Source organism: Tsukamurella pseudospumae (genome assembly GCF_001575205.1).
In the GTDB taxonomy this organism is placed as follows: Bacteria; Actinomycetota; Actinomycetes; order Mycobacteriales; family Mycobacteriaceae; genus Tsukamurella; species Tsukamurella pseudospumae.
In genome coordinates, this window is sequence record NZ_LSRE01000050.1 from 177,726 (window position 1) to 202,788 (window position 25,063).

28 protein-coding genes and 1 tRNA gene are annotated in these 25,063 nt (G+C 71.9%); 10 read left to right on the forward strand and 19 right to left on the reverse strand.

Annotated features, from left to right (window positions below; translation table 11 throughout):
- Positions 1–63: 63 nt before the first annotated feature.
- On the forward strand, positions 64–1,059 hold the full coding sequence (locus AXK61_RS21655) for an ArsR/SmtB family transcription factor (RefSeq protein WP_068575046.1): 996 nt from the start codon (positions 64–66) through the stop codon (positions 1,057–1,059).
- Positions 1,060–1,063: 4 nt separating this feature from the next.
- On the opposite strand, the gene AXK61_RS21660 is transcribed toward AXK61_RS21655, so the two are convergent.
- The 4 genes from AXK61_RS21660 to AXK61_RS21675 form a co-directional block, all read right to left on the reverse strand.
- On the reverse strand, positions 1,064–1,270 hold the full coding sequence (locus AXK61_RS21660; RefSeq protein WP_068575045.1) for a hypothetical protein: 207 nt from the start codon (positions 1,268–1,270) through the stop codon (positions 1,064–1,066).
- 130 nt (positions 1,271–1,400) lie between these two features.
- A complete protein-coding gene (gene selB / locus AXK61_RS21665) occupies positions 1,401–3,182 on the reverse strand; it encodes a selenocysteine-specific translation elongation factor (RefSeq protein ID WP_197466895.1) in 1,782 nt (593 codons plus the stop codon).
- A complete protein-coding gene (selA, locus tag AXK61_RS21670; protein ID WP_068575043.1) occupies positions 3,170–4,465 on the reverse strand; it encodes an L-seryl-tRNA(Sec) selenium transferase in 1,296 nt (431 codons plus the stop codon). The genes selB and selA overlap by 13 nt, the downstream gene beginning before the upstream one ends.
- A gap of 33 nt (positions 4,466–4,498) precedes the next feature.
- Positions 4,499–4,594, reverse strand: a tRNA-Sec gene (locus AXK61_RS21675).
- Between the two features lie 62 nt (positions 4,595–4,656).
- Here AXK61_RS21675 and selD point away from each other — a divergent pair.
- Entirely contained in the window at positions 4,657–5,652 is a 996-nt protein-coding gene (gene selD / locus AXK61_RS21680; RefSeq protein WP_068575042.1) for a selenide, water dikinase SelD, read from the forward strand.
- Here selD and nrfD read toward each other — a convergent pair.
- From nrfD to fdnG, 3 genes are read right to left on the reverse strand one after another with little or no spacing between them, the layout of a single operon-like run.
- Positions 5,642–6,739, reverse strand: coding sequence for an NrfD/PsrC family molybdoenzyme membrane anchor subunit (nrfD, locus tag AXK61_RS21685; protein ID WP_068575041.1), 1,098 nt, complete (start codon positions 6,737–6,739; stop codon positions 5,642–5,644). The two genes, selD and nrfD, sit on opposite strands and share 11 nt — an antisense overlap.
- Complete coding sequence (locus tag AXK61_RS21690) at positions 6,740–7,777, reverse strand: 4Fe-4S dicluster domain-containing protein (RefSeq protein WP_068575040.1); 1,038 nt, start codon at positions 7,775–7,777, stop codon at positions 6,740–6,742.
- A gap of 31 nt (positions 7,778–7,808) precedes the next feature.
- On the reverse strand, positions 7,809–11,030 hold the full coding sequence (gene fdnG, locus AXK61_RS21695) for a formate dehydrogenase-N subunit alpha (protein ID WP_197466896.1): 3,222 nt from the start codon (positions 11,028–11,030) through the stop codon (positions 7,809–7,811).
- A 193-nt stretch (positions 11,031–11,223) separates the two neighbouring features.
- On the opposite strand from fdnG, the gene AXK61_RS21705 reads away from it, so the two are divergent.
- The 4 genes from AXK61_RS21705 (at position 11,224) to AXK61_RS21720 (ending at position 14,613) form a co-directional block, all read left to right on the forward strand.
- A complete protein-coding gene (locus tag AXK61_RS21705; RefSeq protein WP_068746999.1) occupies positions 11,224–12,231 on the forward strand; it encodes an alpha-hydroxy-acid oxidizing protein in 1,008 nt (335 codons plus the stop codon).
- Positions 12,232–12,313: 82 nt separating this feature from the next.
- Complete coding sequence (locus tag AXK61_RS21710; protein WP_068575037.1) at positions 12,314–12,952, forward strand: HAD-IA family hydrolase; 639 nt, start codon at positions 12,314–12,316, stop codon at positions 12,950–12,952.
- A 66-nt stretch (positions 12,953–13,018) separates the two neighbouring features.
- Positions 13,019–13,591, forward strand: coding sequence for an RNA polymerase sigma factor (locus tag AXK61_RS21715; RefSeq protein ID WP_068575036.1), 573 nt, complete (start codon positions 13,019–13,021; stop codon positions 13,589–13,591).
- Positions 13,588–14,613 carry a DUF4349 domain-containing protein gene (locus tag AXK61_RS21720; RefSeq protein ID WP_082789498.1) on the forward strand — a complete coding sequence of 342 codons (1,026 nt, stop codon included), beginning with the start codon at positions 13,588–13,590 and terminating at the stop codon, positions 14,611–14,613. The genes AXK61_RS21715 and AXK61_RS21720 overlap by 4 nt, the downstream gene beginning before the upstream one ends.
- Positions 14,614–14,693: 80 nt before the next feature.
- Here the strand turns inward: AXK61_RS21720 and AXK61_RS21725 are convergent, their stop codons facing one another.
- The 3 genes from AXK61_RS21725 to AXK61_RS21735 are packed head-to-tail and all read right to left on the reverse strand — an operon-like array spanning position 14,694 to position 17,308.
- Positions 14,694–15,095, reverse strand: coding sequence for a PaaI family thioesterase (locus tag AXK61_RS21725; protein ID WP_068747000.1), 402 nt, complete (start codon positions 15,093–15,095; stop codon positions 14,694–14,696).
- Between the two features lie 24 nt (positions 15,096–15,119).
- Complete coding sequence (locus tag AXK61_RS21730; protein ID WP_068747001.1) at positions 15,120–16,109, reverse strand: DUF5995 family protein; 990 nt, start codon at positions 16,107–16,109, stop codon at positions 15,120–15,122.
- 5 nt (positions 16,110–16,114) lie between these two features.
- Positions 16,115–17,308, reverse strand: a complete 1,194-nt coding sequence (locus AXK61_RS21735; protein ID WP_068747002.1) for an NAD(P)/FAD-dependent oxidoreductase — start codon at positions 17,306–17,308, stop codon at positions 16,115–16,117.
- 95 nt (positions 17,309–17,403) lie between these two features.
- On the opposite strand from AXK61_RS21735, the gene AXK61_RS21740 reads away from it, so the two are divergent.
- Both AXK61_RS21740 and AXK61_RS21745 read left to right on the forward strand, forming a co-directional pair.
- Positions 17,404–18,126 (forward strand): Clp protease N-terminal domain-containing protein, encoded by a 723-nt coding sequence (locus AXK61_RS21740; RefSeq protein ID WP_068747003.1) that lies wholly within the window; start codon positions 17,404–17,406, stop codon positions 18,124–18,126.
- Between the two features lie 27 nt (positions 18,127–18,153).
- Positions 18,154–18,618, forward strand: a complete 465-nt coding sequence (locus tag AXK61_RS21745) for a hypothetical protein (RefSeq protein ID WP_082778225.1) — start codon at positions 18,154–18,156, stop codon at positions 18,616–18,618.
- Between the two features lie 4 nt (positions 18,619–18,622).
- On the opposite strand, the gene AXK61_RS21750 is transcribed toward AXK61_RS21745, so the two are convergent.
- From AXK61_RS21750 to AXK61_RS21765, 4 genes are all read right to left on the reverse strand, one after another.
- A complete protein-coding gene (locus AXK61_RS21750) occupies positions 18,623–19,246 on the reverse strand; it encodes a maleylpyruvate isomerase family mycothiol-dependent enzyme (protein ID WP_068747004.1) in 624 nt (207 codons plus the stop codon).
- 36 nt (positions 19,247–19,282) lie between these two features.
- The gene (locus tag AXK61_RS21755; RefSeq protein WP_231855636.1) at positions 19,283–20,503 is read right to left on the reverse strand and encodes an RNA polymerase sigma factor; all 1,221 of its coding nucleotides are present in this window, start codon (positions 20,501–20,503) and stop codon (positions 19,283–19,285) included.
- On the reverse strand, positions 20,476–20,862 hold the full coding sequence (locus AXK61_RS21760; protein WP_068575028.1) for a YciI family protein: 387 nt from the start codon (positions 20,860–20,862) through the stop codon (positions 20,476–20,478). Before AXK61_RS21760 ends, AXK61_RS21755 begins: the two co-directional genes overlap by 28 nt.
- Before the next feature lie 91 nt (positions 20,863–20,953).
- Complete coding sequence (locus AXK61_RS21765; protein ID WP_068747006.1) at positions 20,954–21,646, reverse strand: type 1 glutamine amidotransferase domain-containing protein; 693 nt, start codon at positions 21,644–21,646, stop codon at positions 20,954–20,956.
- 97 nt (positions 21,647–21,743) lie between these two features.
- Between AXK61_RS21765 and AXK61_RS21770 the strand changes: the two genes are divergently transcribed.
- Entirely contained in the window at positions 21,744–22,187 is a 444-nt protein-coding gene (locus AXK61_RS21770) for a MarR family winged helix-turn-helix transcriptional regulator (RefSeq protein WP_068747007.1), read from the forward strand.
- A gap of 14 nt (positions 22,188–22,201) precedes the next feature.
- Here AXK61_RS21770 and AXK61_RS21775 read toward each other — a convergent pair whose 3' ends face one another.
- Positions 22,202–22,651 carry an acetyltransferase gene (locus AXK61_RS21775; RefSeq protein WP_068575025.1) on the reverse strand — a complete coding sequence of 150 codons (450 nt, stop codon included), beginning with the start codon at positions 22,649–22,651 and terminating at the stop codon, positions 22,202–22,204.
- Entirely contained in the window at positions 22,648–23,106 is a 459-nt protein-coding gene (locus AXK61_RS21780; protein ID WP_068747008.1) for a peroxiredoxin, read from the reverse strand. The genes AXK61_RS21775 and AXK61_RS21780 overlap by 4 nt, the downstream gene beginning before the upstream one ends.
- 23 nt (positions 23,107–23,129) lie before the next feature.
- Here AXK61_RS21780 and AXK61_RS21785 point away from each other — a divergent pair, with 23 nt between their 5' ends.
- A complete protein-coding gene (locus AXK61_RS21785; protein WP_068575023.1) occupies positions 23,130–23,762 on the forward strand; it encodes a DUF2461 domain-containing protein in 633 nt (210 codons plus the stop codon).
- 14 nt (positions 23,763–23,776) lie between these two features.
- Here the strand turns inward: AXK61_RS21785 and AXK61_RS21790 are convergent, their stop codons facing one another.
- The 3 genes from AXK61_RS21790 to AXK61_RS21800 all read right to left on the reverse strand — a co-directional run bounded on the left by AXK61_RS21790 (position 23,777) and on the right by AXK61_RS21800 (position 25,035).
- Positions 23,777–24,127 carry a hypothetical protein gene (locus tag AXK61_RS21790; protein ID WP_068575022.1) on the reverse strand — a complete coding sequence of 117 codons (351 nt, stop codon included), beginning with the start codon at positions 24,125–24,127 and terminating at the stop codon, positions 23,777–23,779.
- A 62-nt stretch (positions 24,128–24,189) separates the two neighbouring features.
- Positions 24,190–24,525: a hypothetical protein gene (locus tag AXK61_RS21795; protein WP_068575021.1), complete on the reverse strand. Its 336-nt coding sequence runs from the start codon at positions 24,523–24,525 to the stop codon at positions 24,190–24,192.
- 78 nt (positions 24,526–24,603) lie between these two features.
- Positions 24,604–25,035, reverse strand: a complete 432-nt coding sequence (locus AXK61_RS21800; protein ID WP_068575020.1) for a VOC family protein — start codon at positions 25,033–25,035, stop codon at positions 24,604–24,606.
- Between the last annotated feature and the right edge of the window lie 28 nt (positions 25,036–25,063).

Consider the following 25,063-nt stretch of genomic DNA (forward strand, 5'->3'; position numbering starts at 1 on the left):
CGGCCGAGGGAACGGTCCGATCGGGCCACGATCTTCGCAGGTCACGAATACACTGGCGGTCTCATGTTGACCTACGTGCTCGACGTCCGCGATCTGTCGGACGTGCGCTTCGTGCTCGCTCCGATGACCGAGACCGCGCTGAGCCTGTTCCACCTGAACGGGACGATCAGCACGCCGGCGCATCTGCAGCGGTGGCAGGACAACGCACAGGCGCAACGCGATCGCTACGACCACCGGCTGATCAGCGCGCTGATCGCGCCGGGCCCGGCGATCCCGGACTTCCTGACCCCGCTTCCCAGGCCGGGCGTCACGCGGCCCTCGCTCGACGACGGCCTCACGGCGATCGCGACGACCGATCCCGAGCTGATTCACGCTCAACTGGACCAGCTTCGCGAGGGTGGTGAGCCGTCGCCCCCGCTCAAGCGGCTCCTGGACGACGGTGAGCGCGCGGGGCCCCGGATCGCGGGTGCGATGGAGCGCTACCACCGCGTGGCGATCGCCCCGGTGTGGGCGGTGGTGAACCGGATCCTCGAGGCGGACATCACGTTCCGCGGCCGAGAACTCGCGATGGGTGGGCCGACCCAGTTGTTCGACTCACTCGCCCCTCAACTCGAGTGGGACCGCGACGGCCGACTGCGGCTGGACACGGCGTACGTCGGCGAGGAGGGTGAATTCGCAGCGGCCGGAAGGGGTCTGACGCTGATGCCGAGCGTCTTCGTCACCCGCCTGGTGAGTGCCTACTCCCCCGAGACGGCGGCGCCGCACGTCGGTTACCCGGCGCGCGGCAGCGCGACTCTCACGGAGTCGACGCGGGTAGTACCGCCCGGGGCGCTGCGACGCCTGATCGGCGGAGCGAAAGCCGATGTGCTGCACGCACTCGTCGAGCCGGTGGCGGTCAGCGAACTGGCACGGCGCCTGGAGATCTCGCCGTCGGCGGTGTCCCAGAGCCTGCGCGTGCTCTACGAGAACGGCCTCATCGACCGGGCCCGGAGCGGGCGCGAGGTGCTCTATCGCAGGACACCCGACGGTGAGCGGTTGGCGCGCGGCCACCGCCCCTGATCGATCAGAAGCGGAGTGCGGCGGGGCCGGTGTACTCGGGGTTGGCCGACACGAAACGCTGCAGTGCGGCGCGGATCCCGGCGGCGGAGAATCCGGAGCGGGGCGCGGCGGTCGGTAGCGCGGCGTCCTCGTGGACATCCGCGAGGCGGGCGTAGACGGTGCCGGCGGTGGGATCGGCGGTGAGGCTCTTGAAGTCACGGTAGTTGGTCATGACCAATACTCTCCGCGATGCGCGGGAGGGACGCCATTCTTTAAGTGATGAGCTAAAGTGTGACCGCGGACACTGTGTGCTGGAACACATCTCGAATCGGCGTTCGCGGACGAAAGCCCAGTTCGCGCGGTCAGCGGGCGACTTCGCGGTGCCCCGCATCGATCCGGCGGGTCCAGCCCTTCGCGTCGAGGTGCTCGAGCAACGGGACCGCGACCCGTCGGCTGGTACCGAGCGCCCGTCGCGCCTCCGAGGTCGTGAAGGGCTGCGGCAGCCCCGCCAACTCCCGCATCGCCAGCGCGGGCGCGCGCGGCGACAACACCACCCCGTCGGCGATCCGGAGCAGGCGGCCCGCGCGCTCAGCCGCGGCGAGCTCCCGAGCTCCGAGCCGCAGGGCCGCCAGGTCGTCGGCCTCGGGCGCGACGAAGGGGGACGCCGTGAGCCGGCGCTCGACCTCCGCGACGGCCCGCTCGGCGGGGCCCAGGTCGGCGCGGTGCCCGGGCAACGCGAGCCGGCCGGCTTCGTTCTCCAGCCCGGCACCGTCGAGCACCGTCGGCAGCAGCGACGGGTCCGGCAGCGCGAGCGCCTCCCGCGCCGCACCGAGCGATAGGCCGGCCGCGAGCGGATCCCGCTCGTGCAGGTCCGCCACCGCCCCGCGCAGCCGCGCCTGCCACGCATCGAGGGCCGCCTCGTGGATCCACCAGTCCCCGGCCACCCGCACACCGTCCGGGACCTCCGTGCCGTAGCCCAGGTCGACGAGGCGGTCGCGCCGGACCGCGCCGCGGCGGGCCACCTCGGCGAGCAGGTCCCCGTCGGAGCCCCTGCCGGCGAGGGCACCCGCGCGGCGCGCACCGTCGCCGCGCCGGAGCAGCGCGGGCGGATCCGCGTCGAGCACCGTCGCGCCCCCGACGATCCGCTTGGCGCCCGGGTCGCGGAGGACCACCGTGTCACCGAGCACCAGCGGCAGGGGCCGGGCCAGCGTCAGGCGCGCGTGCTCCCCGTCGAAGGGCCGTACCCGGGCGGGGACGGCGGCGGTACCGGCGTGGACGGTGAGCCATTCCGGGACGCGCGCCTCGGCGTCCGTGAGCGCGAGCCGCACGTCCACGACGTCCGTCACCGGCCACAGACCCGGCGCGAGCAGTGCGTCCCCCCGGCTGATGTCCTCGACCGCGACGCCGCGAAGGTTGACCGCGATGCGCGAGACCGGGCCGACCTCGTCCCGAGTCGCACCGTGGCGCTGCAGGCCACGCACCGCGACGCGGCGGCTCCCACCCGTGCCCGCAAGCTCGAAATCGTCTCCCACCCGCACCGTGCCCGCGGCGAGCGTGCCGGTGACGACGGTGCCCGCACCCACGACGCTGAACGCCCGGTCGATCCAGATCCGCACACGGGCCGCGGGATCAGGCGTGGGAACGCCCGCGAGGACACCGTCGAGCGCTGAGCGCAGCACGTCGAGGCCCTCCCCCGTGACCGCCGAGACCGCGACGGTCGGCGCGTCCGCGAGCCCGGTGCCGGCGAGCCGCGCCCGCGCCTGCTCACGCACCGCGTCGACGCGGTCGGGGGCGCGGTCGGCCTTGGTGATCACGACCAGTCCGTGTCGGATGCCCAGGGCCGCCACGGCGTCCCGGTGGTCGTCGGACTGCGCGCTCCACCCCTCGTCGGCGGCGACCACGAAGCAGACGACCGGAACCGGCCCGAGTCCGGCGAGCATGTTCCCGAGGAAGCGCTCGTGCCCGGGCACGTCGACGAAGGCCGTCTCCTGCCCGGACGGCAGTGCGGTCCAGGCGAATCCGAGGTCGATGGTCAGTCCGCGCCGTTGCTCCTCCGCCCAGCGGTCGGGTTCGATCCCCGTGAGCGCGCGAACGAGCGTGGACTTGCCGTGATCGACGTGCCCCGCGGTGGCTACGACGTACACGCCAGCGCCCGCTGAACGGCATCGGCAACGGCCGCATCGGAGTCCTCCGGCACGCATCGCAGGTCGATCAGGCAGGCCCCGTCGGTGACACGCGGCAGCACGGCGGGATCACCGGTGCGGAGCGGCGCCGCGAGCGCCTCCGGCAGCCGGACCGCCCAGCCCGGCAACGGGACTCCCGGCGCGCCTCCGCCACCGACCCTGCCGTCGTGTGGGACGACGGTGCCGCCGACCCGTCCGGCGAGTCGCTCAGCGCGGCGGCGCAGTCCGTCGGGATCGGCGTGCAGGTACGCGATCACCGGCGCCTGCGGCCCGCCCACGGTGGCCTCCAGCGCCGCGAGCACCAGTTTGTCGGCGCGGACCGCGCGGGCGAGCGGGTGCCGCGCGAGGCGCTGCACGAGATCGGCACGGCCTAGGAGGATTCCTGCCTGCGGGCCGCCGAGGAGTTTGTCGCCGCTCGCGGTCACCAGGTCGGCGCCCGCGGCGAGCGCGGACGCGGCGTCGGGCTCGCCCGGCAACGCGGGATCCGCGGCGAGCAGGCCGCTGCCCAGGTCCATGACGAGCGGGACGTCGCCGCACACCTCGCGGAGTTCGGAGAGGCCGACCTCGGCGGTGAAGCCCTCGACGCGGAAGTTGCTGGGGTGCACCTTGAGGACGCATCCGGTGTCGGGGCCGATCGCGTCGGCGTAATCGCCGGCGTGCGTGCGGTTCGTGGTGCCCACCTCCCGCAGCCGGGCGCCGGTGGAGGCGATGAGATCCGGCAGGCGGAAGCCCGCGCCGATCTCGATGAGCTCACCGCGGCTGATCACCACCTCGCGGCCCGCGGCGAGCGCGGTGGTCGCGAGCACGAGTGCCGCCGCCCCGTTGTTGACCACGAGGGCCTCCTCCGCGGCGGGGCACGCCGCGAGCAGCGCCCCCCGGGCCGCGACGCCGCGCTTGCTCCGCGCGCCGGTCGCGAGATCGAGTTCCACGTCGACGTAGCCGGCGGCGTCCACCAGCGCAGCAACAGCGGCCGCCGAGAGCGGGGCGCGGCCGAGGTTGGTGTGCACCACGACGCCGGTCACGTTGAGCACCGGGCGCAGCGACGACGGTGCCGTCGCGGCGAGCTCGCGGTCGACGGCGGCGGCGACCTCCTCGGGCGCCAGGTCGCCCCGGCGCGCCGCGTCCTGGGCCTGCGTGATCGCGGCGCGGACACGGCGCTCGCCCAGCCGCGCGGCCGCCGCGACGAGAACGGGCTCGGCGAGCAGACGATCGGTGCGGGGAATCCGCCTGCGGGGATCCGTCATTCGCCCTCCTCTGCTCGTCCGTCTGTCGGACGTTGGCGGAGGTGGACGGGAATCGAACCCGCCAGGCCGAGATACTCGACCTCACCGGTTTTGAAGACCGGGGGGCCCACCAGGAACCCGGACACCTCCGCCGACCAACATAGACCCCGATGCCCACCTCCGGGGTCCGGTGGGCGCGCTAGCGTGGTGACATGACCGCAGACCTCGCCCGGCTCACGTCCTTCGCGCACGGCGGCGGTTGCGCCTGCAAGATTCCGCCGGGTGAGCTCGAGGACGCGGTGCGGGGACTGACGGGACAGGTCGCGCCCGACGTCCTGGTCGGGTTGGACGACGGTGACGACGCCGCGGCGGTCCGGCTCTCCGACGATCTGGCCGTGCTCTCGACCGCGGATTTCTTCACCCCCGTGGTGGACAGCGCCTTCGACTGGGGACGGATCGCCGCCGCCAACGCCCTCTCGGACGTCTACGCGATGGGCGGTCGGCCGGTGATGGCCATCAATCTCGTCGGTTGGCCCCGCGAGCAGCTGCCGATGGAGCTCATGACCGAGGTGCTGCGCGGCGGCCTGGCCGTGGCGCAGGAGGCCGCGTGCCCGGTGATCGGCGGACACAGCATCGACGATCCCGAACCCAAGTACGGCATGGCCGTGACCGGTGTCGCGCACCCGGACCGACTGCTCCGCAACGACTCCGCCGCCGCCGGCCTGCCACTCACACTGACCAAGCCGATCGGTGTCGGACTGCTCAACAACCGGCACAAGCGCACGGGCGAGGTCTTCGAGGCCGCCATCGCGACCATGACCACGCTCAACCGAGACGCAGCCGCCGCCGCACTCGCCGCGGGGGCGCGCGCCGCCACCGATGTCACCGGGTTCGGTCTGCTCGGCCACCTGTTCAAGATGTGCCGCGCCTCGGGCATCGGGGCCGAGATCGACGCCGCCGCGGTCCCGCTGGTCGACGGTGCCCGCGAGGCCCTGCGGGACGGGTTCGTCTCCGGCGGCACCCGGCGCAACCTCGATTGGGTCGCGCCGCAGCTGCAGGTGGACGGCGCGAGCGAGGACGATCTGCTCTTCCTCGCCGACGCGCAGACCTCGGGCGGCCTGCTCGTGGTGGGCGAGGTGCCCGGCTATCCGGTGATCGGGCGGACCGTCGCCGCGCCGGATGCGCCGGGGCGCATCGTCATCCGGTGATCGAGTCCCCGGTCTCCCCCGCCGCGCGGCGGGCGGCGAGGCGCCGCTTCTGCGGCTCGATCGTGTAGCGCGGGTCCTTCGCGGACTCCAGGCCCGCCTCGAAGACACCGAAGCGGGTGCATGCGGACGCCGCGAGGAGCGCGCCGCCGGACAGGGCGGCGAGGCACCGTCGAACCACTCCTCGGCGACCGCCCGTGAGCAGCGCGCCCACGCCCCCGGCGACCGCGAGCCGCTCGGCCCACCGCATCAGCTTCCCGGGCGTGCCGTGGTGCAGCGGCTCCGCGGCGACAGGGTCCATGCGGGACTCCATGATCCGGGTCGCGGCCACGTCGCCGATCACGCCGAGCACGGCGAAGTTCCGCGCCGGCGCGGCCTCCTCCGCGGGTGTGACGATCAGCGCCAGACCGCTCGCGGCGAGGCTCGCCGAGCTGACGAAGACGAAGGGCAGGTCCTTGTACGCCGCGTTCCAGGTGGGCATCGCCGTGTCCGCCAGGAGCACCGCCGTGTACGCCGCGAGCGGCGTCGCGAACACCGCGGCGCCCAGGCCCGCGGGCGCCTCCGCGAACCGCAGGACCTTCCGCAGCGGGCCGAGCGGAAGGCGCTCGCCGAGGATCCGGTCCACTTCCGCCACGGCGGCCACGCCGATCAGGCCGCTGTACCCGGAGAGGATCCACGAGCCCACGCTCATCGGCGAGGTCACCTTGAAGGTGCGCATCATGTGCAGGAAGCGTTCGGGGCGGCCGAGATCCGCGACCAGCGCGAGCGCGCCCACGCCGGCGGCACCGAGTCCCGCGAGGCGGGCGTTGCGGCGCAGCACCGGGTAGCCGGACAGCTGCGCGCCCGCGGCGAGCAGCCCCGAGCCGCCTGCCACGCCACCGAGGAAGAGGTAGGCGCCGACGGGCGCCTCCCACGGCGGCGGCTTCACGATCGGGTGGCCGTAGTAGCCGTCGACGTGCTCGATGACCGCCTCGGGAACCATGAGATCATCGGGACGCCTGGACTTCCCGGGCTTGCGGGAGCCGTCGCCGCGCTTACCCCTCCGCTCGGGCCGGGGCGGACGGAACTGGTCGAACTCCGAGCTCGTCATCTACCGGCCCCGCTTCCGCGCCGACAGGAACGAGACCGCGGCGGCCGCGATCATCCCCGCGGCGGCGGTGCCGGCGCGCTTGTACATCGTCATCAGGTCGGCGGTGCAGACCCGCGGGTCGGGCGGGAGGCCGTAGACCTCGGGCTCGTCGAGCAGCAGGAACACCGAGCCGGTGCCGCCGACCCCGTCGTTCTCGTTGGCGCCGTACAGGCGGGCCTCGGTCATGCCCTGCGCGTGCAGCTGCGCGACGCGCTCGCGGGCCGTGGCCACCATCGCCTCGCGCTCGCCGAACTTGATCGACGTGGTGGGGCAGGTCTTGGCGCACGCCGGCGTCTCGTCGTCACGGAGCCGGTCGTAGCAGAGCGTGCACTTCTGCGCGATCCCACGGTTGTCGACGGGCGGCTGCTCGCCCTTGCGATGACCCTCCCGTGTGGTCGGGGCGACGGTGCCGTCGCTGCGCCGCTCGACCACCCCGAACGGGCAGCCCGCGACACAGGTGCCGCAGCCGTTGCAGATGTCGTTCTGCACCACGACGGTGCCGAACTCGGTGCGCATCATCGCGCCGGTGGGGCACACGTCGAGACAGCCGGCGTGGGTGCAGTGCTTGCACACGTCGGAGGACATGAGCCAGCGGAACTCGGGGGTGTCGGGCGGCGTCACGTCGGCCTCGCCCCACGCCGGCATCGCTTCGCCCGCCGACGCCTCCCCCCTCACCGGGGCGGTGTCGCGGATCGCGGGCATGCCCAGACCGACCAGCTCCCGGCCGGATTCGCGGGCGCGCTCGATGCTCTCGCGGTCCTGCTCGATGAAGGCCACGTGCCGCCAGGTGCTGGCTCCGAGCGCGACGGTGTTGTCGTACGACATGCCCGTGAGCTCGAGGTCACCGTCGCGCGGATTGCGGTTCCACTCCTTGCACGCGACCTCACAGGCCTTGCAGCCGATGCAGATCGACGTGTCGGTGAAGAAGCCACGCCGGGCCTCGTGCACGTGCCAGTGTGCGTCGACACTCGGGTCGGTGGGGCCGGTCAGCTGTCCCATCGCCTGCCACCTCCTCGTCGTCGTGTGCTCGTCACCATCGAGTGAACCCCTCCTGCTCGGGATCGTCTCGCTCCGGGTCGGGGAAGATGTCCTCGGGCCGTGGGTCGGTCAGGCGCACGTTGTCGGTGTCGACGGTGACCCCCGCCCGGTCCCGGTAGCGCTGCACCAGATCCTCGAGCGCCGCGCCGCGTGGCCGGCGGCCCGCGATCACGGTGCAGGAACCCACCTTCGACTCCTGGATCTGGGTGTTCGGGTCCAACGTGACGCCGATCAGGTCGTTCGCGGCGTCGCCCGTCACCACGGCGTCGGAGCCCACGCCCCAGTGGTACGGAAGTCCCACTTGATGCACCGTCCGGCCGCCCACGACGAGCGGGCGCATCCGCTCGGTGACCAGCACCCGGCACTCGATCGCGGCACGCGGCGAGACGATCGTGGCCCAACCCTCGTTCTCCAGTCCGCACTCCGCGGCCAGCCCCGGCGAGACCTCGCAGAACATCTCGGGCTGCAGCTCCGCCAGGTAGGGCGACCACCGGCTCATGCCGCCGGCGGTGTGGTGTTCCGTGAGCCGGTAGGTGGTGAACACGTACGGGTACACGTCCGCTCCGGGGTCGCCCGCACTCGGCGCGTCGAGGTTGTCCTCGCGCGGGAACATCACGCGCGCAGGCGCCTGCTGCTGCGGGTAGATCGCGTTGCGCACCGGCGATTCCTGCGCCTCGTAGTGCGTCGGCAGCGGACCGTCGACCAGCCCCGTCGGCGCGAACAACCAGCCCTTGCCGTCCGCCTGCATGATGAACGGGTCGTCGCCCGCGAGGGCGTCGGCCCCCGTGGCCCCGGGCTCGGGCACCGTGCCGGGCGCGAGGGTCGGGGGGAAGTCGGGCACGTCGGGCCCGGTCCAGCGGCCCGCTGCCTCGTCCCACCACATGTACCTCTTGCGCTCGCTCCAGGGCCGGCCCTGCGGGTCGGCCGAGGCCCGGTTGTAGAGCATCCGACGGTCCGCGGGCCACACCCAGCCCCACTCGGACTGGGTGATCCCACTTCCGCCCTGGGGCACGCGCCGGGCTGCGTGGTTGCTGCCCTCCGCGTAGACGCCCGTGTAGATCCAACAGCCCGCGATGGTCGAACCGTCGGCCTTCAGCTGGGAGTACGACGTGAGGTTGCGCCCCGCGTCGGGTCCGGAGACGAAGCGGCCGTTGATCTCCGAGAGCACCGCCTCGGGATCCGGATTGCCGTGCTCGTCCATCGGGTAGTCCCAGGTGAGGTCCAGCAACGGGCGGTCACGGTCGTCGGTCGAACCGGCGAGCCGCTCGCGGATCCGGACGCCGAGCTCGTAGAAGAAGTCGAGCTCGCTCTGCGCCTGCCCGGGCGGCTGCACGGCCTGGTGCCGCCACTGCACCATCCGCTGGGTCTGCGTGAACGAGCCCGCCTTCTCGACGTGCGTGGCCGCGGGCATGAAGAAGACCTCGGTGCCGATGTCCTCGGTACGGAGTTCGCCGGACTCGATCTCCGGCCCGTCCTTCCACCACGTCGCGGTCTCGATCATGTTCAGATCGCGGACCACCATCCACTTGAGCTTCGCCATGCCCATGCGCTGCTGCCGGCCGTTCGCGGAGCCCACGGCGGGGTTCTGGCCGAGCACGAAATACCCGTCGACCTTCCCGTCGAGCATGTCGACGGCGGTCTGGTACGTGCCCGCCGGCCCGTTGAGCATCGGCAGATAGCCGTAGGCCCAGTCGTTCTCGGCCGTGGCCGCATCGCCCCACCAGGCCTTGAGCAGACTGATCATGTAGGTGTCGGCGTACTGCCAGTACCCCTTGCCCGTCTCCGGCCGGACCGATGCGATGTAGTCGGCCAGAGTGTCGTGCTTGCCGACCGAGGGCATCGGCAGGTAGCCCGGCAGCAGGTTGAACAGCGTCGGGATGTCGGTGGAGCCCTGGATGCTGGCGTGTCCGCGCAGCGCCATGATGCCGCTGCCCGGGCGCCCGACATTGCCCAGCAGCAGCTGCAGGATGGCCGCGGTGCGGATGAACTGCGCGCCCATCGTGTGCTGCGTCCAGCCCGTGGCGTAGCCGAAGCAGGTCGTGCGCTCACGACCGGAGTTGCTCGTGATCGCGTCCGCGAGGTAGCGGAACTCGGCCTCCGAGACGCCGCACATGTCGGCCACCACCTCCGGGGTGTACCGGGAGTAGTGCCGGCGCAACACCTGGAAGACGGTGCGCGGATCCTGCAGCGTCTCATCGCGACCCGCCACGAACCGCCACGTGGACGGGTCGTAGGTGCCCGTCTCCGGGTCGAACCCGGAGAACAGGCCGTGGAGATCCTCCGTGTCGCGGAAGTCCTCGCCGACCATCTCGGACGCGTTCGTGTACGCGACCACGTAGTCGTGGAAGTACTTCTCGGTGCTCAGCACGTGGTTGATGAGCCCGCCGAGCAGCACGATGTCCGAGCCCGCACGGATCGGCACGTGCCGGTCCGCAACGGCGGAGGTCCGCGTGAAGCGGGGATCGACGTGGATCACCCGCGCGCCGCGCGCCTTCGCCTCAGAGACCCACTGGAATCCGACGGGGTGCGCCTCGGCCATGTTTCCGCCCATGAGCACGATGCAATCCGCGTTGGCCATGTCCTGCAGGGACTGGGTGGCGCCGCCGCGCCCGAACGAGGCTCCCAGACCGGGAACCGTGGCGGAGTGTCATATGCGGGCCTGGTTCTCGATCTGGATGGCGCCCGCAGCGGTGAACAGCTTCTTGATGAGGTAGTTCTCCTCATTGTCGAGCGTCGCGCCGCCGAGCGAGGCGATGCCCATGGTGCGCCGCAGCGGGCGACCGTGCTCGTCGAAGTCCTGCCAGCCGTGCCGCCGCGCCTCGACGAACCGGTCGGCGATCATGTCGATAGCCGTGTCCCGGTCGAGGTCCTGCCATTCGGTGGCGTGGGGTGCGCGGTAGCGGATCTTGGTCTGCCGCAACGGGTTGTTGACCAGCTGCTCGCTGGACGAACCCTTGGGGCAGAGCCGCCCGCGCGAGATCGGCGAATCCGGATCGCCCTCGATCTGGATGACCTTCTCGTCTTTGACGTAGACCTTCTGGCCACAACCGACGGCACAGAACGGGCACACGCTCTGCACCACCCGATCGGCGGTCTTCGTGCGCGGCTCGAGCGCTCGGGTACGCGGGGACTCGACGGCCGGGCCGCGGCCGAACACGTCCCCTGAGCGGAGCTGCCGCACCACGGGCCATTCGAGGGGGCTGAACCTCGTCATGCCCACGAGCCTAGTCCTGCCGCGGGGGTGGCGCGGACCTTCCTCCGTGAATCCACGCCCGAGGCGCACGGGAGGTCGGATCCGGCCTCCAGTCGACCTCAGCCGTGGATTCACAGAGTCCCTCCCCGACGACCTGTGAGATCGTGAAGGTCCCGCACGGGGAACGCGCCACGAGTCAGGGAGTCCACCGCACATGATCGAGCTCGCACAGCGCGCGGAGCGGCTGCTTCCCCCCGACGTGTGGGCCTACCTGATGCGCGGGGCAAGCATCGGCGAGTCGGCCTGGGAGCGCTGGCGGTTCGCGCCCCGGGTGCTCCGCGACGTGCGGACCGTCGACACGACGACGCCCCTCTTCGGCGAGTGGCGCTCCCCCATCGGCATCGCGCCGACGGCCTTCCACCGCCTCGTCCACCCGGACGGCGAGACCGCGGTCGCCCGCGCCGCGGCGGCCTGCGGTTCGCCCTTCGTCCTGTCGATGCGCGCGACCACCCGGATCGAGGAGGTCGGCGCGACGGCCGCCGGACCCTGGTGGCAGCAGGTGTACCTGATGCGCGACCGCGGCATCACCGACGCCCTGGTCCAGCGGGCCGCAGCGGCGGGCGCCACGGCCCTCGTCCTCACCGGCGACACCCCGTACGTGGGCCGCTCCGGGGGACGCGGGCTGCCGCCGCTCGATGATCGGCTGGCGCTGGTCAACGTCGCCCAGCACGTGCGGCCCTGGTCGGATCCGTGGGCGGAGATCGAGCAGGACGCCGGCGCCGTGCTCGGCGACATCCGCCGGCTCGGCGACCTCACCGGACTGCCGGTGATCGTCAAGGGCGTGCTGCGGCCCGACGAGGCCCTGCACTGCATCGATGCGGGCGCGGCGGGGATCTGGGTGAGCGATCACGGCGGCCGGCAGCTGGGCCGGACGGTGCCGCCGGCGCACGCCCTCCCGGAGGTCGCCGGCGCTGTCCGTGGCGCCGTGCCCGTTCTGGTCGACGGCGACGTCCGGTGCGGCCTCGACGCCCTTGCTGCGCTCGCCCTGGGCGCGGACGCGGTGTTCGTGGGCCGGCCGGCGCTGTGGGCCCTCGCCGACGGCGGAGCGGACGGCGTCGGCGCGATGCTGTCGGGGCTCTGGGAGGAACTGCGGCACGCCATGGGGCTCGCCGGGGCGACGCGGATCGCGGAGCTGACCCGGGACCTGGTCGTCGAACGCTGACCGGCCGGGGCCGCGGACACGGCCTGTCTGGCACCGCCGGACCGTAGGGTTGACGGCGGTAGTCCACTCGAGGAGGAATCGCATGCTCACCGGTCGCGCACTGCTGCTGGACATGGACGGCACGCTCGTCGACTCGCGCGCCGTGGTCGAACGGTGCTGGAGCCGGTGGGCCCTGGGCAATGGGCTGAACCCCGCCGAGGTGCTCGAGGTGGCGCACGGCCGGCAGGGCCACGCGACGATGGCCGCCCTGCTCCCCGACCGGCCGATGGAGGTCAACCTCGCCGAGAACCGCGTCCTCCTCGCGGAGGAGACGGCCGACACCGACGGCATCCTCCCCATCGGTGGGGCCGCCGCCTTCCTGTCCGCGCTCGACGGTGCCCCGCACGCGCTGGTCACCTCCGCGGACGTCGCGCTGTCGACGGCGCGCATGGGCGCTGCGGGGCTGCCGCTGCCGGCCGTACGGGTGACCGCGGAGGACGTGCGCGCCAGCAAGCCCGACCCCGAGGGTTTCCTCCGCGGCGCGGAACTCCTCGGCGTCGCTCCCGCCGACTGCATCGTCTTCGAGGACTCCGAGGCGGGGATCGCCGCGGCGCGGGCCGCGGGGATGCGCGTCGTCGGCGTCGGTCCGGGCGCGGCCCGGTTCTCCCCCGACGTCCAGGTCGACGACCTGACGGGGGTGACGGTCACCGTCGACGACGAGGGCATCCACCTGACGGCCTGACCGGCACCGTCGGCAAGGGTGAGACGGTCGGGCGCCCCGGCGACATAAGGGGGTGTGACGTCCACGATGAGAACCGACGAGTCCGCGGACCGGACCCTGCTGACCCGCGCCGCGGGCGGCGACGGAACGGCGTTCGCGGAGATCTACGACCGGCACGTGCGGCCCGTCTACTGGCAGGCCTACGCCGTGCTGCGCGACGCCGACGCCGCGCAGGAGACCGCCCAGGACACCTTCCTCACGCTCTGGCGGCGCATCGATTCGGTGCGCATCGTCGACGAGTCGGTGCTGCCGTGGCTGCTCACGACGGCGCGGTTCACCGCGCTCAACGCGGGGCGCAGGCTCACCGCGGTCCGGGACAGATCGGCACCGCTCGACGGGGCCGGAGAGGACCCGCCCGGCGCCGCGCCGTCCCCCGAGGACGAGGTCCTCGCCGGCGAGATCCGCGATCTGATCGCGGACGCCGTGCACGACCTGTCCCCCACCGACCAGCGCCTGTACCGCCTCTGCGTGGAGGGCGAGCAGACCTACGAGCGGGCCGCGGCCGAGCTGGGTGTCACCCACGCCGCCGTGCGCAACCGCGTCTCCCGGCTGCGCGGTCGCCTGCGCGCCGACCTGAGCACCCTGAGGGAGCAGTCATGACCACGCCCAACCGACTCGACGACATCCTCACCGACGACCGGATCGCGCGGATGCGCGGCGCGGTGATGGCCGAGGTCGGCGCCGACCTGGACCGGGTGCGCCGCAGCCGTAGGCACCGGACGATCGGCATCTCGGCCGCCGCCGCGGTGGCGGTCGTCGCCGTGGGCGGCGGCGTCCTCGTCGGTACCCAGGGATCGCAGACCTCCTCGTCGGCGCCCGAGGCCGCGCGAGGCGCGGCGCCAACCCAGTACGCCGGCACGCCCACGCGCACTGCGGAACCCACACCCACCCGCGCGGGGCCGGCGGCCGCGGCGGCCCCGACCACGGCACCGAACGGGACGCCGACGGCACCGTCGACCCCGGCCCCGATCCAGAACAACCGTCAGGTGATCACCACCGGATCGGTCTCCGTGACGAACGCGGACCCGGCCGCCGTGGCCCGCGAGCTCGCTGCCGCCGCCGAACGCCTCGGGGGACGGGTCGACGCCCGTACCGAGTCCGGCGGCGACGACGCCCGTGCGAGCCTGACCCTGCGCGTTCCCAACGACAAGGTGAACGAGCTGGTCGAGAAGGTCGGCGGACTCGGCGAGGTCGGCACCGTTCGACTGGAGCACGAGGACGTGACCGGCACCGTCGTCGACCTCGACGCGCGGATCCGCGCGACCCAGGTCTCCGTCGACCGACTCACCGCGATCCTCGCGCGCGCCGACACCACCGCCGAGGTGATCGCGGCCGAGTCCGCTCTCACCACCCGTCAGCAGGAGCTCGAGACTCTCCAGTCGCGGCGCGCGTCGATCGGCGACCAGGTGTCGCTCTCGACGGTGACGGTGACCGTCACGAAGCCGACGGTGACCGTGGACCGGTCCGGATTCACCGGGGGGCTGCAGGACGGCTGGGACGCGCTGCTCGGGGCCGGACGGTGGCTGCTCGTGATCACCGGCGCGGTGCTGCCGTGGGCAGCGGTGCTCCTGGTGCTCTACGGGGTCTACCGAGGGGTGCGCCACTTCCGGCGCCGGTCCTGACGGTCCGTCCCGGCCAACGGTTTCGGCAGCGCGCTGCCGATACTCGGGGCGACTGGGCGTTGATTCAGCCCTTGCGGCGGCTAGGACGGGACGATGAGCGCGCGGGCCGTGGCGAACCGCGGCCCGCGCGCACCGTCGACCTCCACGAAGAAGTCGGCCTCCGAGAAACTCTGCTTGCTGCCGGGCTTGACCACCCGACCGACGGCCAGGAAGGCCTCGCCCTGGGCGGGGCGCAGGAACTGCGTGTCCATCTGGGTGACGAGGCCACCCGCGCCGGGGTGCATGGCGAGCGCGTAACCGCAGGCGTTCTCCAGGACGCCGGCGATGAGCGCGGCGTGCAGGCCGCCGACGTTCTGGCAGAGATCGTCTCGGCGCTCGAGGCGGAGCACGACCTCCTCACGGTCCGCACTGAGCACCTCGATCCCCGCCCACCTGTTGAAGGGCAGCGAGGCGTTGTAGTCGACGAGTTCCTGAAAAGTCACTCGTGCACTATCGCACCCGACTGATCAGCGACCGGCGGCGGCGAGGACCGGGGCAGGGGTCGGGCGTGGCGTGGGCGCCGGTGCCGGAGTCGGTCTCGGCGCGGGGGCCGGGGCGACGGGGGTGCCGAGGCCACCCAGTCCGGAGAGCACGTCGAAGGCGATCTCGCCCGTCTGCCACAGGGCGAGGATCGCGCCCTCGGTGGCGGGCCGGACACCGGGGTTCTGCAGGGCGAGACCGTTGGCGAAGGTGAGGGTGTTGTAGCCGTCGTCGGCGGCGCGCAGCATGAGGTTGGACGCGACGCCCGCACCGACGATCCGGTCGAGGCCCTGCCCGAAGAAGTAGAAGGTCCACAGGCCCCACAGGTCGGCGTTGTAGATCCGCTTGCTGCGCTCGGGGATCACGTTGCCGTTCTTCGCGATCGAGTCGACGATGCGGTAGAAGTCGAGCGCGTTCGCCGGCGTGCTGTGCGCCTGCTCGACGGTGTAGGCCAGGTCGACGGTGATGTGCGCGTTGTAGCCGGCCATCGCGACGCGGCCCGGCGGTAGCTCGCAGCGCGAGGCCAGCCGGAAGTAGTTGCCCCACCACTGCGGTACGGGTCCGCCGGTCCACTGCGCGTGCATCGCGCGCAGGTACCGACTGACCAGACCGATGGACAGCGACTTCGCGTACCGCGGATCGTCGAGACCGGCCTCGTTGCGCTGCGTCGGCGTCACGGCGTCGCGAATCACGCCGTCCATCCCCACACCGAACAGCCCCCGCCGGTCCCTGTGCGCGGCAAGGATGTCGGCGATGCCCCGCTGCCGGACGGTGAGGTCGTCGAGGCTCGCGAAGGTCGGGGCCGTCGGCAGGGCCGCCGGGTCGGACAGTTCGACGATGCGCTTGTTCTCCGCGGGCGTCAGCGCAGTGCCGCAATAGGCCGACGGTGCCGCACCCGACGGAACGGACACGAGCGAGACCGCTATCACCGCAGCGGCGACCGTGCCGGCGACCCTCGCCGACCACCGGAACATCATGCGTACTAGACCTCCGCGAGCGGTACGCCGGGATCTGCGAGCCGAGCCGCGTCGACCACCCGGCGGGACGTGATCAGCGCACGCACATCATCGCCCACGTCCCACACGTTCACGTTCATCCCCGCGAGGACACGCCCGTCCGCGCGCCAGAAGGCCACGAACTCCAGCGACTCCAGGTCGCCGCGGATCACCACGTCGTCGTACCCGGTGGACAGCCCGAGATACTCCATGCCCAGCTGGTACTGGTCGGTGAAGAAGTACGGAAGTCGGTCGTAGACCTCGGATCCGCCGAGCATGTTCGCAGCGGCGACGCGCGGCTGGTTCAGGGCGTTGGCCCAGTGTTCCACTCGCACGCGACCGCCCACCGTCGGGTTCTCGGCGGCGGCGATGTCGCCCACGGCGTAGACGTGCGCGTCGGAGGTGCGCATGCCCGCGTCGACGGCCACCCCACCCTCCGCCATCGCCAGGCCCGCCGCCTCGGCGAGCTCGATGTTCGGCATCGCGCCGATCCCCACGAGAACCGCGTCCGTCTCGACGGTCGTGCCGTCTTCGAGGACAAGTCCCCGACCGCCGGGCTCGACGGCCCGCACGCCGACACCGGTCCGCAGATCCACGCCGTGCGAACGGTGCAGGTCGGCGAAGACCTTCCCCAATTCGGGTCCGAGCGCCCCGAGCAGCGGTTGCTCGGCGGGCTCGACGACCGTGACCTCCAGCCCTGCCCCGCGCGCGGCCGCCGCGGCTTCCAGCCCGATCCATCCTCCACCGACCACGCCGAGCCGGCCGCCCTTGTCGAAGACCGCGCGCAGCGCGTCGCTGTCGTCGAGCGTGCGCAGGTAGTAGACACCGTCGGCGCCCGGGAGCGGGCGCGCACGGGAGCCCGTGGCCAGGAGCAGTTCGTCGTAGGGCACGGACTCACCGGTGTCCAGCCCGACGGTGCGCGCGGCGCGGTCGAGCGAGGCGGCCCGGACGCCGACACGCACGGTGACGTCGTGGCCCGCGTACCAGGCATCGTCGAAGGTGAAGACGCTGTCTCGATCGGCCTTCCCCTGCAGGTAGTCCTTGGACAGTGGAGGTCGCTCGTACGGGGGGTGCGGTTCCGCGCCGATCAGCGTGATCGAGCCGTCGTGGCCCAGATCCCGCAGCGCCTCGGCCGCTTTCGCGGCCGCCAGTCCCGCTCCGACGATGACGATCGCACCCATGTCTTCGACCGTAACCCCGTCCACCGGCGAGGGGAACCCCTGCAGCTCGTCAATCAACAGTTGACAAAACTGGGACGTCAATTCATTCTTGACGCATGCCCGAGAACAACCCCGTCAGCCTCGACCAACTCATCCGCACCGTGCACGCGCTGCACCCCGAGGGCAGCGCGCTCGAGCACCTCGGCGACGCCGTCGCCATCGCCTCCCACCTCGGCGAGACGGCCGACCACCTCGTCGGCCACTTCGTCGACCAGGCGCGGCGCAGCGGCGCCACCTGGACGTCGATCGGCGAGTCCATGGGGATGACGAAGCAGGCCGCGCAGCAGCGCTCCGCTCCCCCCAGCATCGACCCGGCCGCCCTGATCGAGGCGTCGGGTTCGCCGTACTCGCGCTTCACACCCCGAGCCCGCAGCGTGGTGGTCGCGGCGCAGGAGGAGGCGCGCGCCGCGGGGAGCCCGGTGATCGACACGGACCACGTCCTGCTGGGGCTCTTCCGCGAGCCCGAGGGCATCGCGGCGCGGCTGCTCGTCGGACGCGGCGTGACCGAGGCCGCCGTGCGGATGCGGATTCCCGTCGCGGACGACACCGACGTGCCGGAGCTCGTCCCGTTCTCCACTGCGGGCAAGAAGACGATCGAGATGATCCTCCGGGAAGCTCTGCGCCTGGGCCACAACTACGTCGGCACGGAGCACGTCCTGCTCGGCGTCCTCGCCGAGGGAACCGGTCCGGGTGCCACGATCCTCGCCGAGCTCGGCGTGGACCACGCGCAGATCGACGTCGCCGTGCGCGAGATCCTTTCGACGTACACAGCGGAATGACGCGGGTCCCGCCGCTACCGTGAGTGCATGGCCGCCCTCGCCCGTGTCGTTCCCGCCGTGATCACCGCCGTCGTCGCCACCACGATCGCCGCGCCCGCCACGGCCGCGGCCTGCACCCCCGCACGCCAACTGGCCGCCGCCGACGCGTACATCGCGGCGCTCGGCGATCGCACGAAGGCGGGCGCGGTGCCCTTCGCCCCCAACGCCGTCCGGTTCGAGAACGGCCTGCAGACCGGCTTCTCCGGCGAGCAGCTGCGTGGTGATCTGGACCGCCACCTGCAGTACTCGATCATGGATGCGCCGAAGGTCACCGCGCGTACCGTCGCGCCAGGCGGCGACGCGGACCTGCTCCACTACCGGTTCATCGTGCCCGTGCGCATCGCCGGGCAGCGCATCGTCGACGCGCCCACCGACGAGGACTTCCGCATCCCCCGCAGTACGTGCCTGATCACCCGCATCGACGCGCGGATCACGATCACGGCGCCCCGCTGACCGTTCAGCCGAGCCGCTCACTCAGGGTCGCGAGGCCTGCGCCGGCCAGTTCGGGCAGGGCGACGGTGCGGCCGCTCACCGCCAGGAGCAGGGCCAACAACGGTCCGGCGACCTCCGGGCCATCGCCGATGGTGACGTCCGCGTCGGTGGCACGCAACCGCAGGCCGACGACGTGCTCCTTGGCGCCGCCCATGCCCTTTCCGGTCCGCGCCTGCAGCCGCAGCGCGCGTTCGACGGCCTCGACGGGGTAATCCCCCACCGAACCGAGCGGGCGACGGATGTCCTCGCCGTGCACCACGACCTCGACGAGTCGCGTGTCCAGCGGCGCCGGCGGACCCGACGTGCGATCGACGAGTGCGCGGAAACGGTCGAGCATTCGCGGTGCGGGCCCGATCTCGCGGTCGATGCCGTTCTGATTGTCACGGTCGAAGTCGAAGCGCGCGAGGATCATTCCCCTGACGAAGCCGAGACGTGTGGTGTCCGCCGTGGAGATCTGATGCGCCACGACGTCCCGCACGCGCCACCCCGGGCACAGCGACGGGGTGTCCCAGCGCGCGTCGTCGACGCCCTCCAGGAAGGCGATCAGAGCGCGGCGCTCCGCGTGGACCAGCTGCCAGACATCGGACATGAAACTCCTTCGTCCCGCTCACCGTAGCGCGCCGCGTCACCGGTGAGGCCGGATTCGACGGGCGCGGCCCGCGAGGTACTCGCGCTCGGCCGGGTCGGTCGTCAGGGACACCGCCTTGGCGTACGCGGATTCCGCCGCGTGGTCGCCGACCCGGTCCAGCAGGTGTGCGCGCAGCGCCCAGACCGATTGCAGGCGCTCGGCACCGTCGACGGCGTCGAGTGCTGCGAGACCGGCACGCGCACCGTCGGTCTCGGCGACGACGGCGGCGCGCGCGACGCTCGCCCCGCGGGTCGGTGCGATGACGGCGAGGGCGTCGTAGAGGCGCAGCAGGACGGGCCAGTCCGGTGGTTCGCCGGGCGGGCGGGCGCAGTGCACCGCCCCGATCGACGCCTCCAGCTGGAACCGTCCGACGGTGCCGAGCGCGTGCGCGGCGCGCAGCCGGCGGTGTCCGGCGGCGATGAGGTCGCGATCCCAGCGGCCCGGATCCTGCTGGGCCAGAGGGACGTACCGTCCATCCTCGTCGACGCGGGCGGGCAGCCGCGCGCTCGAGAGGTACATGAGCGCGGCCAGTCCGTGCGCCTCCGCGACCGACGGCGCCGCCTCGACGACGGTGCCCACGAGCCCGAGGAGCAGGGCGTGCCGCTCACGGGGCGGGGTGGGCCACTCGATGGCGTACGAGGCGTAGATCGCTTCGAGAACGGGGTCGAGCCGGGCCGCGAGCGACGCGTCGTCGGGAACCGCGAACGGGATCCGGTCCTGCGCGATGCGCTTCTTCGCCCGGGTGAGCCGGGCGGCCATGGTCGCCGTGGGCACCAGGAAGGCCGCACCGATCTGCGCGGCGGTGAACCCGAGGACCGTGTTGAGCATCAGGGGCACGCCCGCCGCGCCGAGGTCGGGGTGCGCGCAGACCAGCAGGAGCTCGAGGCGACGGTCCGCCGCGGCGCCGAGCTCCGGAAGGTCGTGCGCGGCATCGTCGAACGGGACGGACGTGCGCTCGGCCGCCGAGCGCCACCGATCCCGCTGACGGTTCCGCGCCACCGTCAGCAGCCAGGCATCCGGGTCGTCGGGGACGCCGTCGACGGGCCACCGGGTCAGGGCCCGCTCGAAGGCGTCGGCGAGCGCGTCCTCGGCGGCGGCCAGGTCGTGCGTACGGGCTGCGAGCAGCGCCAGCAACCTGCCGTACGAGGTGCGGGCGGCGGTCTCCGCCCGCACCCCGGCGTCGACGTTCATCAGTCCGTGCAGGCGTTGGCGTTCCAAATGCCCTCGTCGCAGGCCGCGGCCACCCTCCGGACCTCGATGACGGCGTACTGGGTGGCCGGATGCTTCTCCGCCCAGGCGATCGCGGCGTCCTGATCCGGCACGTCCAGGAGGAAGACGCCGGCGAGCGCCTCACGCGTGTCGGCGAACGGGCCGTCCTGGACCCGGAGGTCACCGTCGCGACGCGTGACGGTGACCGTCTGCGCCTGCGGTTCCAGGATCTCCGCGCCGATCAGCACGCCCGCGGCCTGCAGCGCGGCGGTGTAGTCCGCCATCGCCCGCTGCATCTGCAGCATGGCCTCCATCGGAACGTCGCCCTCGGCGGGCTCGGCGTTGTTGAGCAGCAGTGCGTAATGCATGATTCCTCCTGATGTCCACTGTGCCCCAGGGGCGGGGCACAGTGATGACGATCGAGGCGGACCGAAATCGACAGTTGCTCCGAGAAGTCTCCTACCGGGCCGCGAGCAGCGCCACGACGCCCTCGGCGACGGGGTGCGCGCTGGCCGGATTCTGGCCGGTCACGACGGTGCCGTCGGTAACAGCGAATGGGGCCCAGGCCTCGTCGGCCTGCACATACGTCGCTCCGAGCGCGGCGATGCGCTCCTCGAGGTTGAACGGAACGATGGCGTCGAGTCCTGCGAGGACCTCCTCGTTCCACGAGAACCCCGCGATGCGGCGGTCCGCGATGAGCGGCGCACCGTCGGCCCTGGTCGCGCCGAGCAGGCCCGCGGTGCCGTGGCAGACGGCGGAGACGATCTTCCCGGCCCCATCGAACTCGCGCAGCAGCACGGCGAGACGCTCGTCGGTCGGGAAGTCGAACATCACGCCGTGCCCACCGGTCAGGTAGATCGCGTCGAAGTCCGCGACGTCGACGTCCTTGAGGGACACCGTGTTCCGCACGCGATCCATGAAGGCGGGATCGTCGTAGCGGGCGCGGGTGCCGCCCTGGGCGAGCACCTCGTGGCTGAGCGACTCGGGATCGATCGGGACGAAGCCGCCGTCGATGCTCGCGATGACAGTGGCGTGGCCCGCCGCCTCGACGACGTCCACGAAATGCGTCAGCTCGCCCAGCCACAGGCCGGTGCGACGACCGCTGACCTCGTAGGACGGAACGCTGGTGGTGACGACCAGGATGGTGCTCATCGTGACTCTCCGATCAGAATTGATTTGCTCAACAACTGAACCGTATCACAACTGATATATCTATCAACTGATATGTGAGACCTGTTAGGCTGGAGACATGGCAGTACATGAGGAGACCTGCGACTTCGGTTGGTCCGTGGGGGTCCTGAACAAGGCCTACGCCGAGGCGGTCGCGCCGATCCTCGACCGGATCCCCCGCGGGATCCGCGGCTATCAGACGCTGTACGCGGCCGCCACCTACGACCTGCCGACGCAGCTCGCCCTCGCCGAGTACCTGCTCATCGACAAGTCGGTGATGCCCTACGTGGTCGACGACCTCGTCGACGGTGGGCTGGTTCGCCGCGAACCGTCGCCGACGGATCGCCGGGCGCGGAGGGTCGTGCCCACCGACGCGGGCCTGACAACGCTCCGCAAGGTGCGCGATGCGGTCGCGGTCGCGGAAGCGGAGCTGCTGGAGCCGCTCTCCCCCGACGACGCCGCGGTCCTGCGGCGCGCCGTCGCGATCGTCGCCCGGACCTCGCGCGACGGCTGCGCGGGCTAGCCCTCCACTCCGGCTCAGCCCTGCGGCAGAGCGAGGTGCAGCAGCGGGTACGGCAGTCCGTCGCCGTCGGTCTCGCTGCGGCCCGTCACCACGAAACCGCTGTGCGCGTAGAAGCCGACGGCCTGCCCGTTCTGCTCGTTGACGTCGACGGTGCGGACGCCCTGCTCGCGGACCACGTGGTCGAGGAGCGCGCGACCGATGCCCCGCCCTCGGGCGTCGGCGTGCACGAACAGCATCGCGAGGTCCTCCCCCGCCGTCCCCGCGAATCCGACGGGCGCACCGTCGACCTCCGCGACGGTGAGCCGGACCTGCGGGAAGTAGTCGCTCGCGAGCCTGCCCTCGATGGCGTCGCGGTCGGCGTCGGCGAGGAAGTCGTGCGTCGCATCGACCGAGCTGCGCCAGACGGTGACCAGGTCGGCGAACTCCTCCGGGCCCCGGCAGTCGCGCAGCACCGGGCCGGTCATGCGCGCAGGGCGGCGAGCGCCCGGTCGGCGTGCGCCTGCATGTTGACCTCGGAGGCGATCACGTCGGCGACGGTGCCGTCGGTGCGGATCGCGAACGTGGTGCGTTTGGTGGGCATGCCGGCCAGCTTGAGCAGGCCGTCACGCTTGACGCCGTACGCCGTGGCCACGGCCCCGTCGACGTCCGAGAGCAGGGGGTAGTCGAGACCGTGCTTGGCCGTCCAGTCCTGCTGCTTGGCGACCGCGTCGCGGCTGATGCCCACGCGCTGGACGCCCGCGTCCGAGAACTCGGCGGCGAGGTCGCGGAAGTGGCAGGCCTCCTTGGTACAGCCCGGCGTGAACGCGGCCGGGTAGAAGAACAGGGCGACGGGGCCGTTCGCGAGCAGGTCACTGAGCTTCCGCGGGGCGCCGTCCTGGTCGGGGAGTTCGAAGTCGGGCGCGATGTCACCGGGTTTCATGCGGTCCAGGTTAGCCTGGCCGCATGAGCTTCACCGGATTCCCCGAGGCCGCACTGGACTTCTACGACGACCTCGAGGCCGACAACTCGAAGGTCTTCTGGGAGGCGCACAAGGAGGTCTACAAGACCTCCGTCGCCGCCCCGATGGCCGCACTCACCGACGAGCTGGCCGACGAGTTCGGCACCGCGAAGATCTTCCGCCCGTACCGGGACGTGCGCTTCTCCAAGGACAAGACGCCCTACAAGACCCACCAGGGAGCGTTCGTCGGCGTGGGTCCGGCGACGGGCTACTACCTGCAGATCGGGGCGCCCGGCGTCCGGGTCGGCGCCGGGTTCTACGAAGCGAGCTCCACCCGCCTCGCGGCGTTCCGGAAGGCCATCGACAACGACCTGTACGGACCGGCGCTGGAGCAGGTGATCGCGAAGCTGCGGCGTCGGGGCTGGGAGATCGGCGGCGAAACGCTCAAGACCTCGCCGCGTGGCTGGGACCCCGACCACCCGCGCATCGACCTGCTGCGGCACAAGTCGCTCACGGTGATGCGGGACTACGGCTTCGAGGAGATCATCCACACGCCGAAGCTCGTCCCGCAGATCCGCAAGCACTGGCGCGAGACGTCCGCGCTGCTGGACTGGCTGGTCGAGCACGGCGACGCCTGAGCGCCGCAGCTGCGTCAGTCGTCGAGAGCGCTCACGGCGATGCCGTACGGGAGGAAACGCACCTTCCGGGTGGCGTCGACGTTGTGCTGGTTGGCACGGAGCGCGTCGATCTCCGTGGCGAAGACCTGCTCGACGTGGGCGCTGCCGTCGTCGGTGGTGGCGATGACCGCCCACACCCCGTCGCCGCTCTCGCCGGCCGTCTCGGGCTCGCGCTTCGGGCGGCGGCCGGCATCGTCGAAGACCCGGGAGAACGCATCGCGCCCGGCGGCGCCACCGACGAGCTTGCCGAGCATGTCCCTCGCCTCGCGCGCGAGATCGTCGAACTCACCCGGACCGAATCCGAACGGATTCTCGTTACCTGCCATCGTCGACTCCTCGGGCCGTCGGTACCCACCTGTCTCCAGTGTCCACGCGGTCGACGGTGCTGTCATCCCCCGTTGCGATACCGATCGGGACGGGATCCACCGGGGACCCGCACCGTGGGGTCGAACTGGCTGAGGAACCAGTCGAACTCCAGCGAGTCACCGCGACTGACGAGAAGCGACATCCCGACGGCCATGACGATCCCGAGGAGTGCGAGCGCGATCGCGCCCAGGATCAGCGACCACCACATCAGGCGGTGCACCTGCGGGTCGTCGGTGAACACCAGGACGATGGGCGCGACGGTGAGTGCGTAGACGATGTAGGCATTGGTCAGCACCTTGTCGGCGTGAACCGCGAACCACAGCGCCCGGCACCGGCCACCCCGTGTCTGCTCGAACATGTCGACTCCCTTCCTCCGATGTCTTTCGACCGTAGGAGGGCAGGGGTACACGTGGCGATTACCTGCGAGGTAACACGATCAGTCCAGACAGAACTCGTTGCCCTCGACATCGGCCATGGTGAGGCACGACTCGTTCGCGCCGTCGGCCTCCTGCAGGTACAGCCGCGTGCCGCCCAACTTCTCGAGCCGTGCGCACTCCGCCTCCAGCGCCGCGAGCCGTTCCGCGCCGACCATGCCGAGTCCGACGCGGACGTCGAGGTGCACCCGGTTCTTGACGGTCTTCCCCTCGGGCACCCGCTGGAAGAACAAGCGCGGCCCGACGCCGTTCGGGTCGACACAGGCGAACGCCGAGCCGTGGGCCTCGGGCGGGAGGGACTGCTCGAAGGCGTCCCAGTCCGCGAAGCCCGGTGGGGGCGGCGGCACGACGTATCCCAATACCTCGCACCAGAAGAGGGCGACGCGCTGGGGGTCGGCGCAATCGAAGGTGACCTGGATCTGCCGGACAGTCATGGGGTCACCGTAGCCAGCGCTGCGGTCA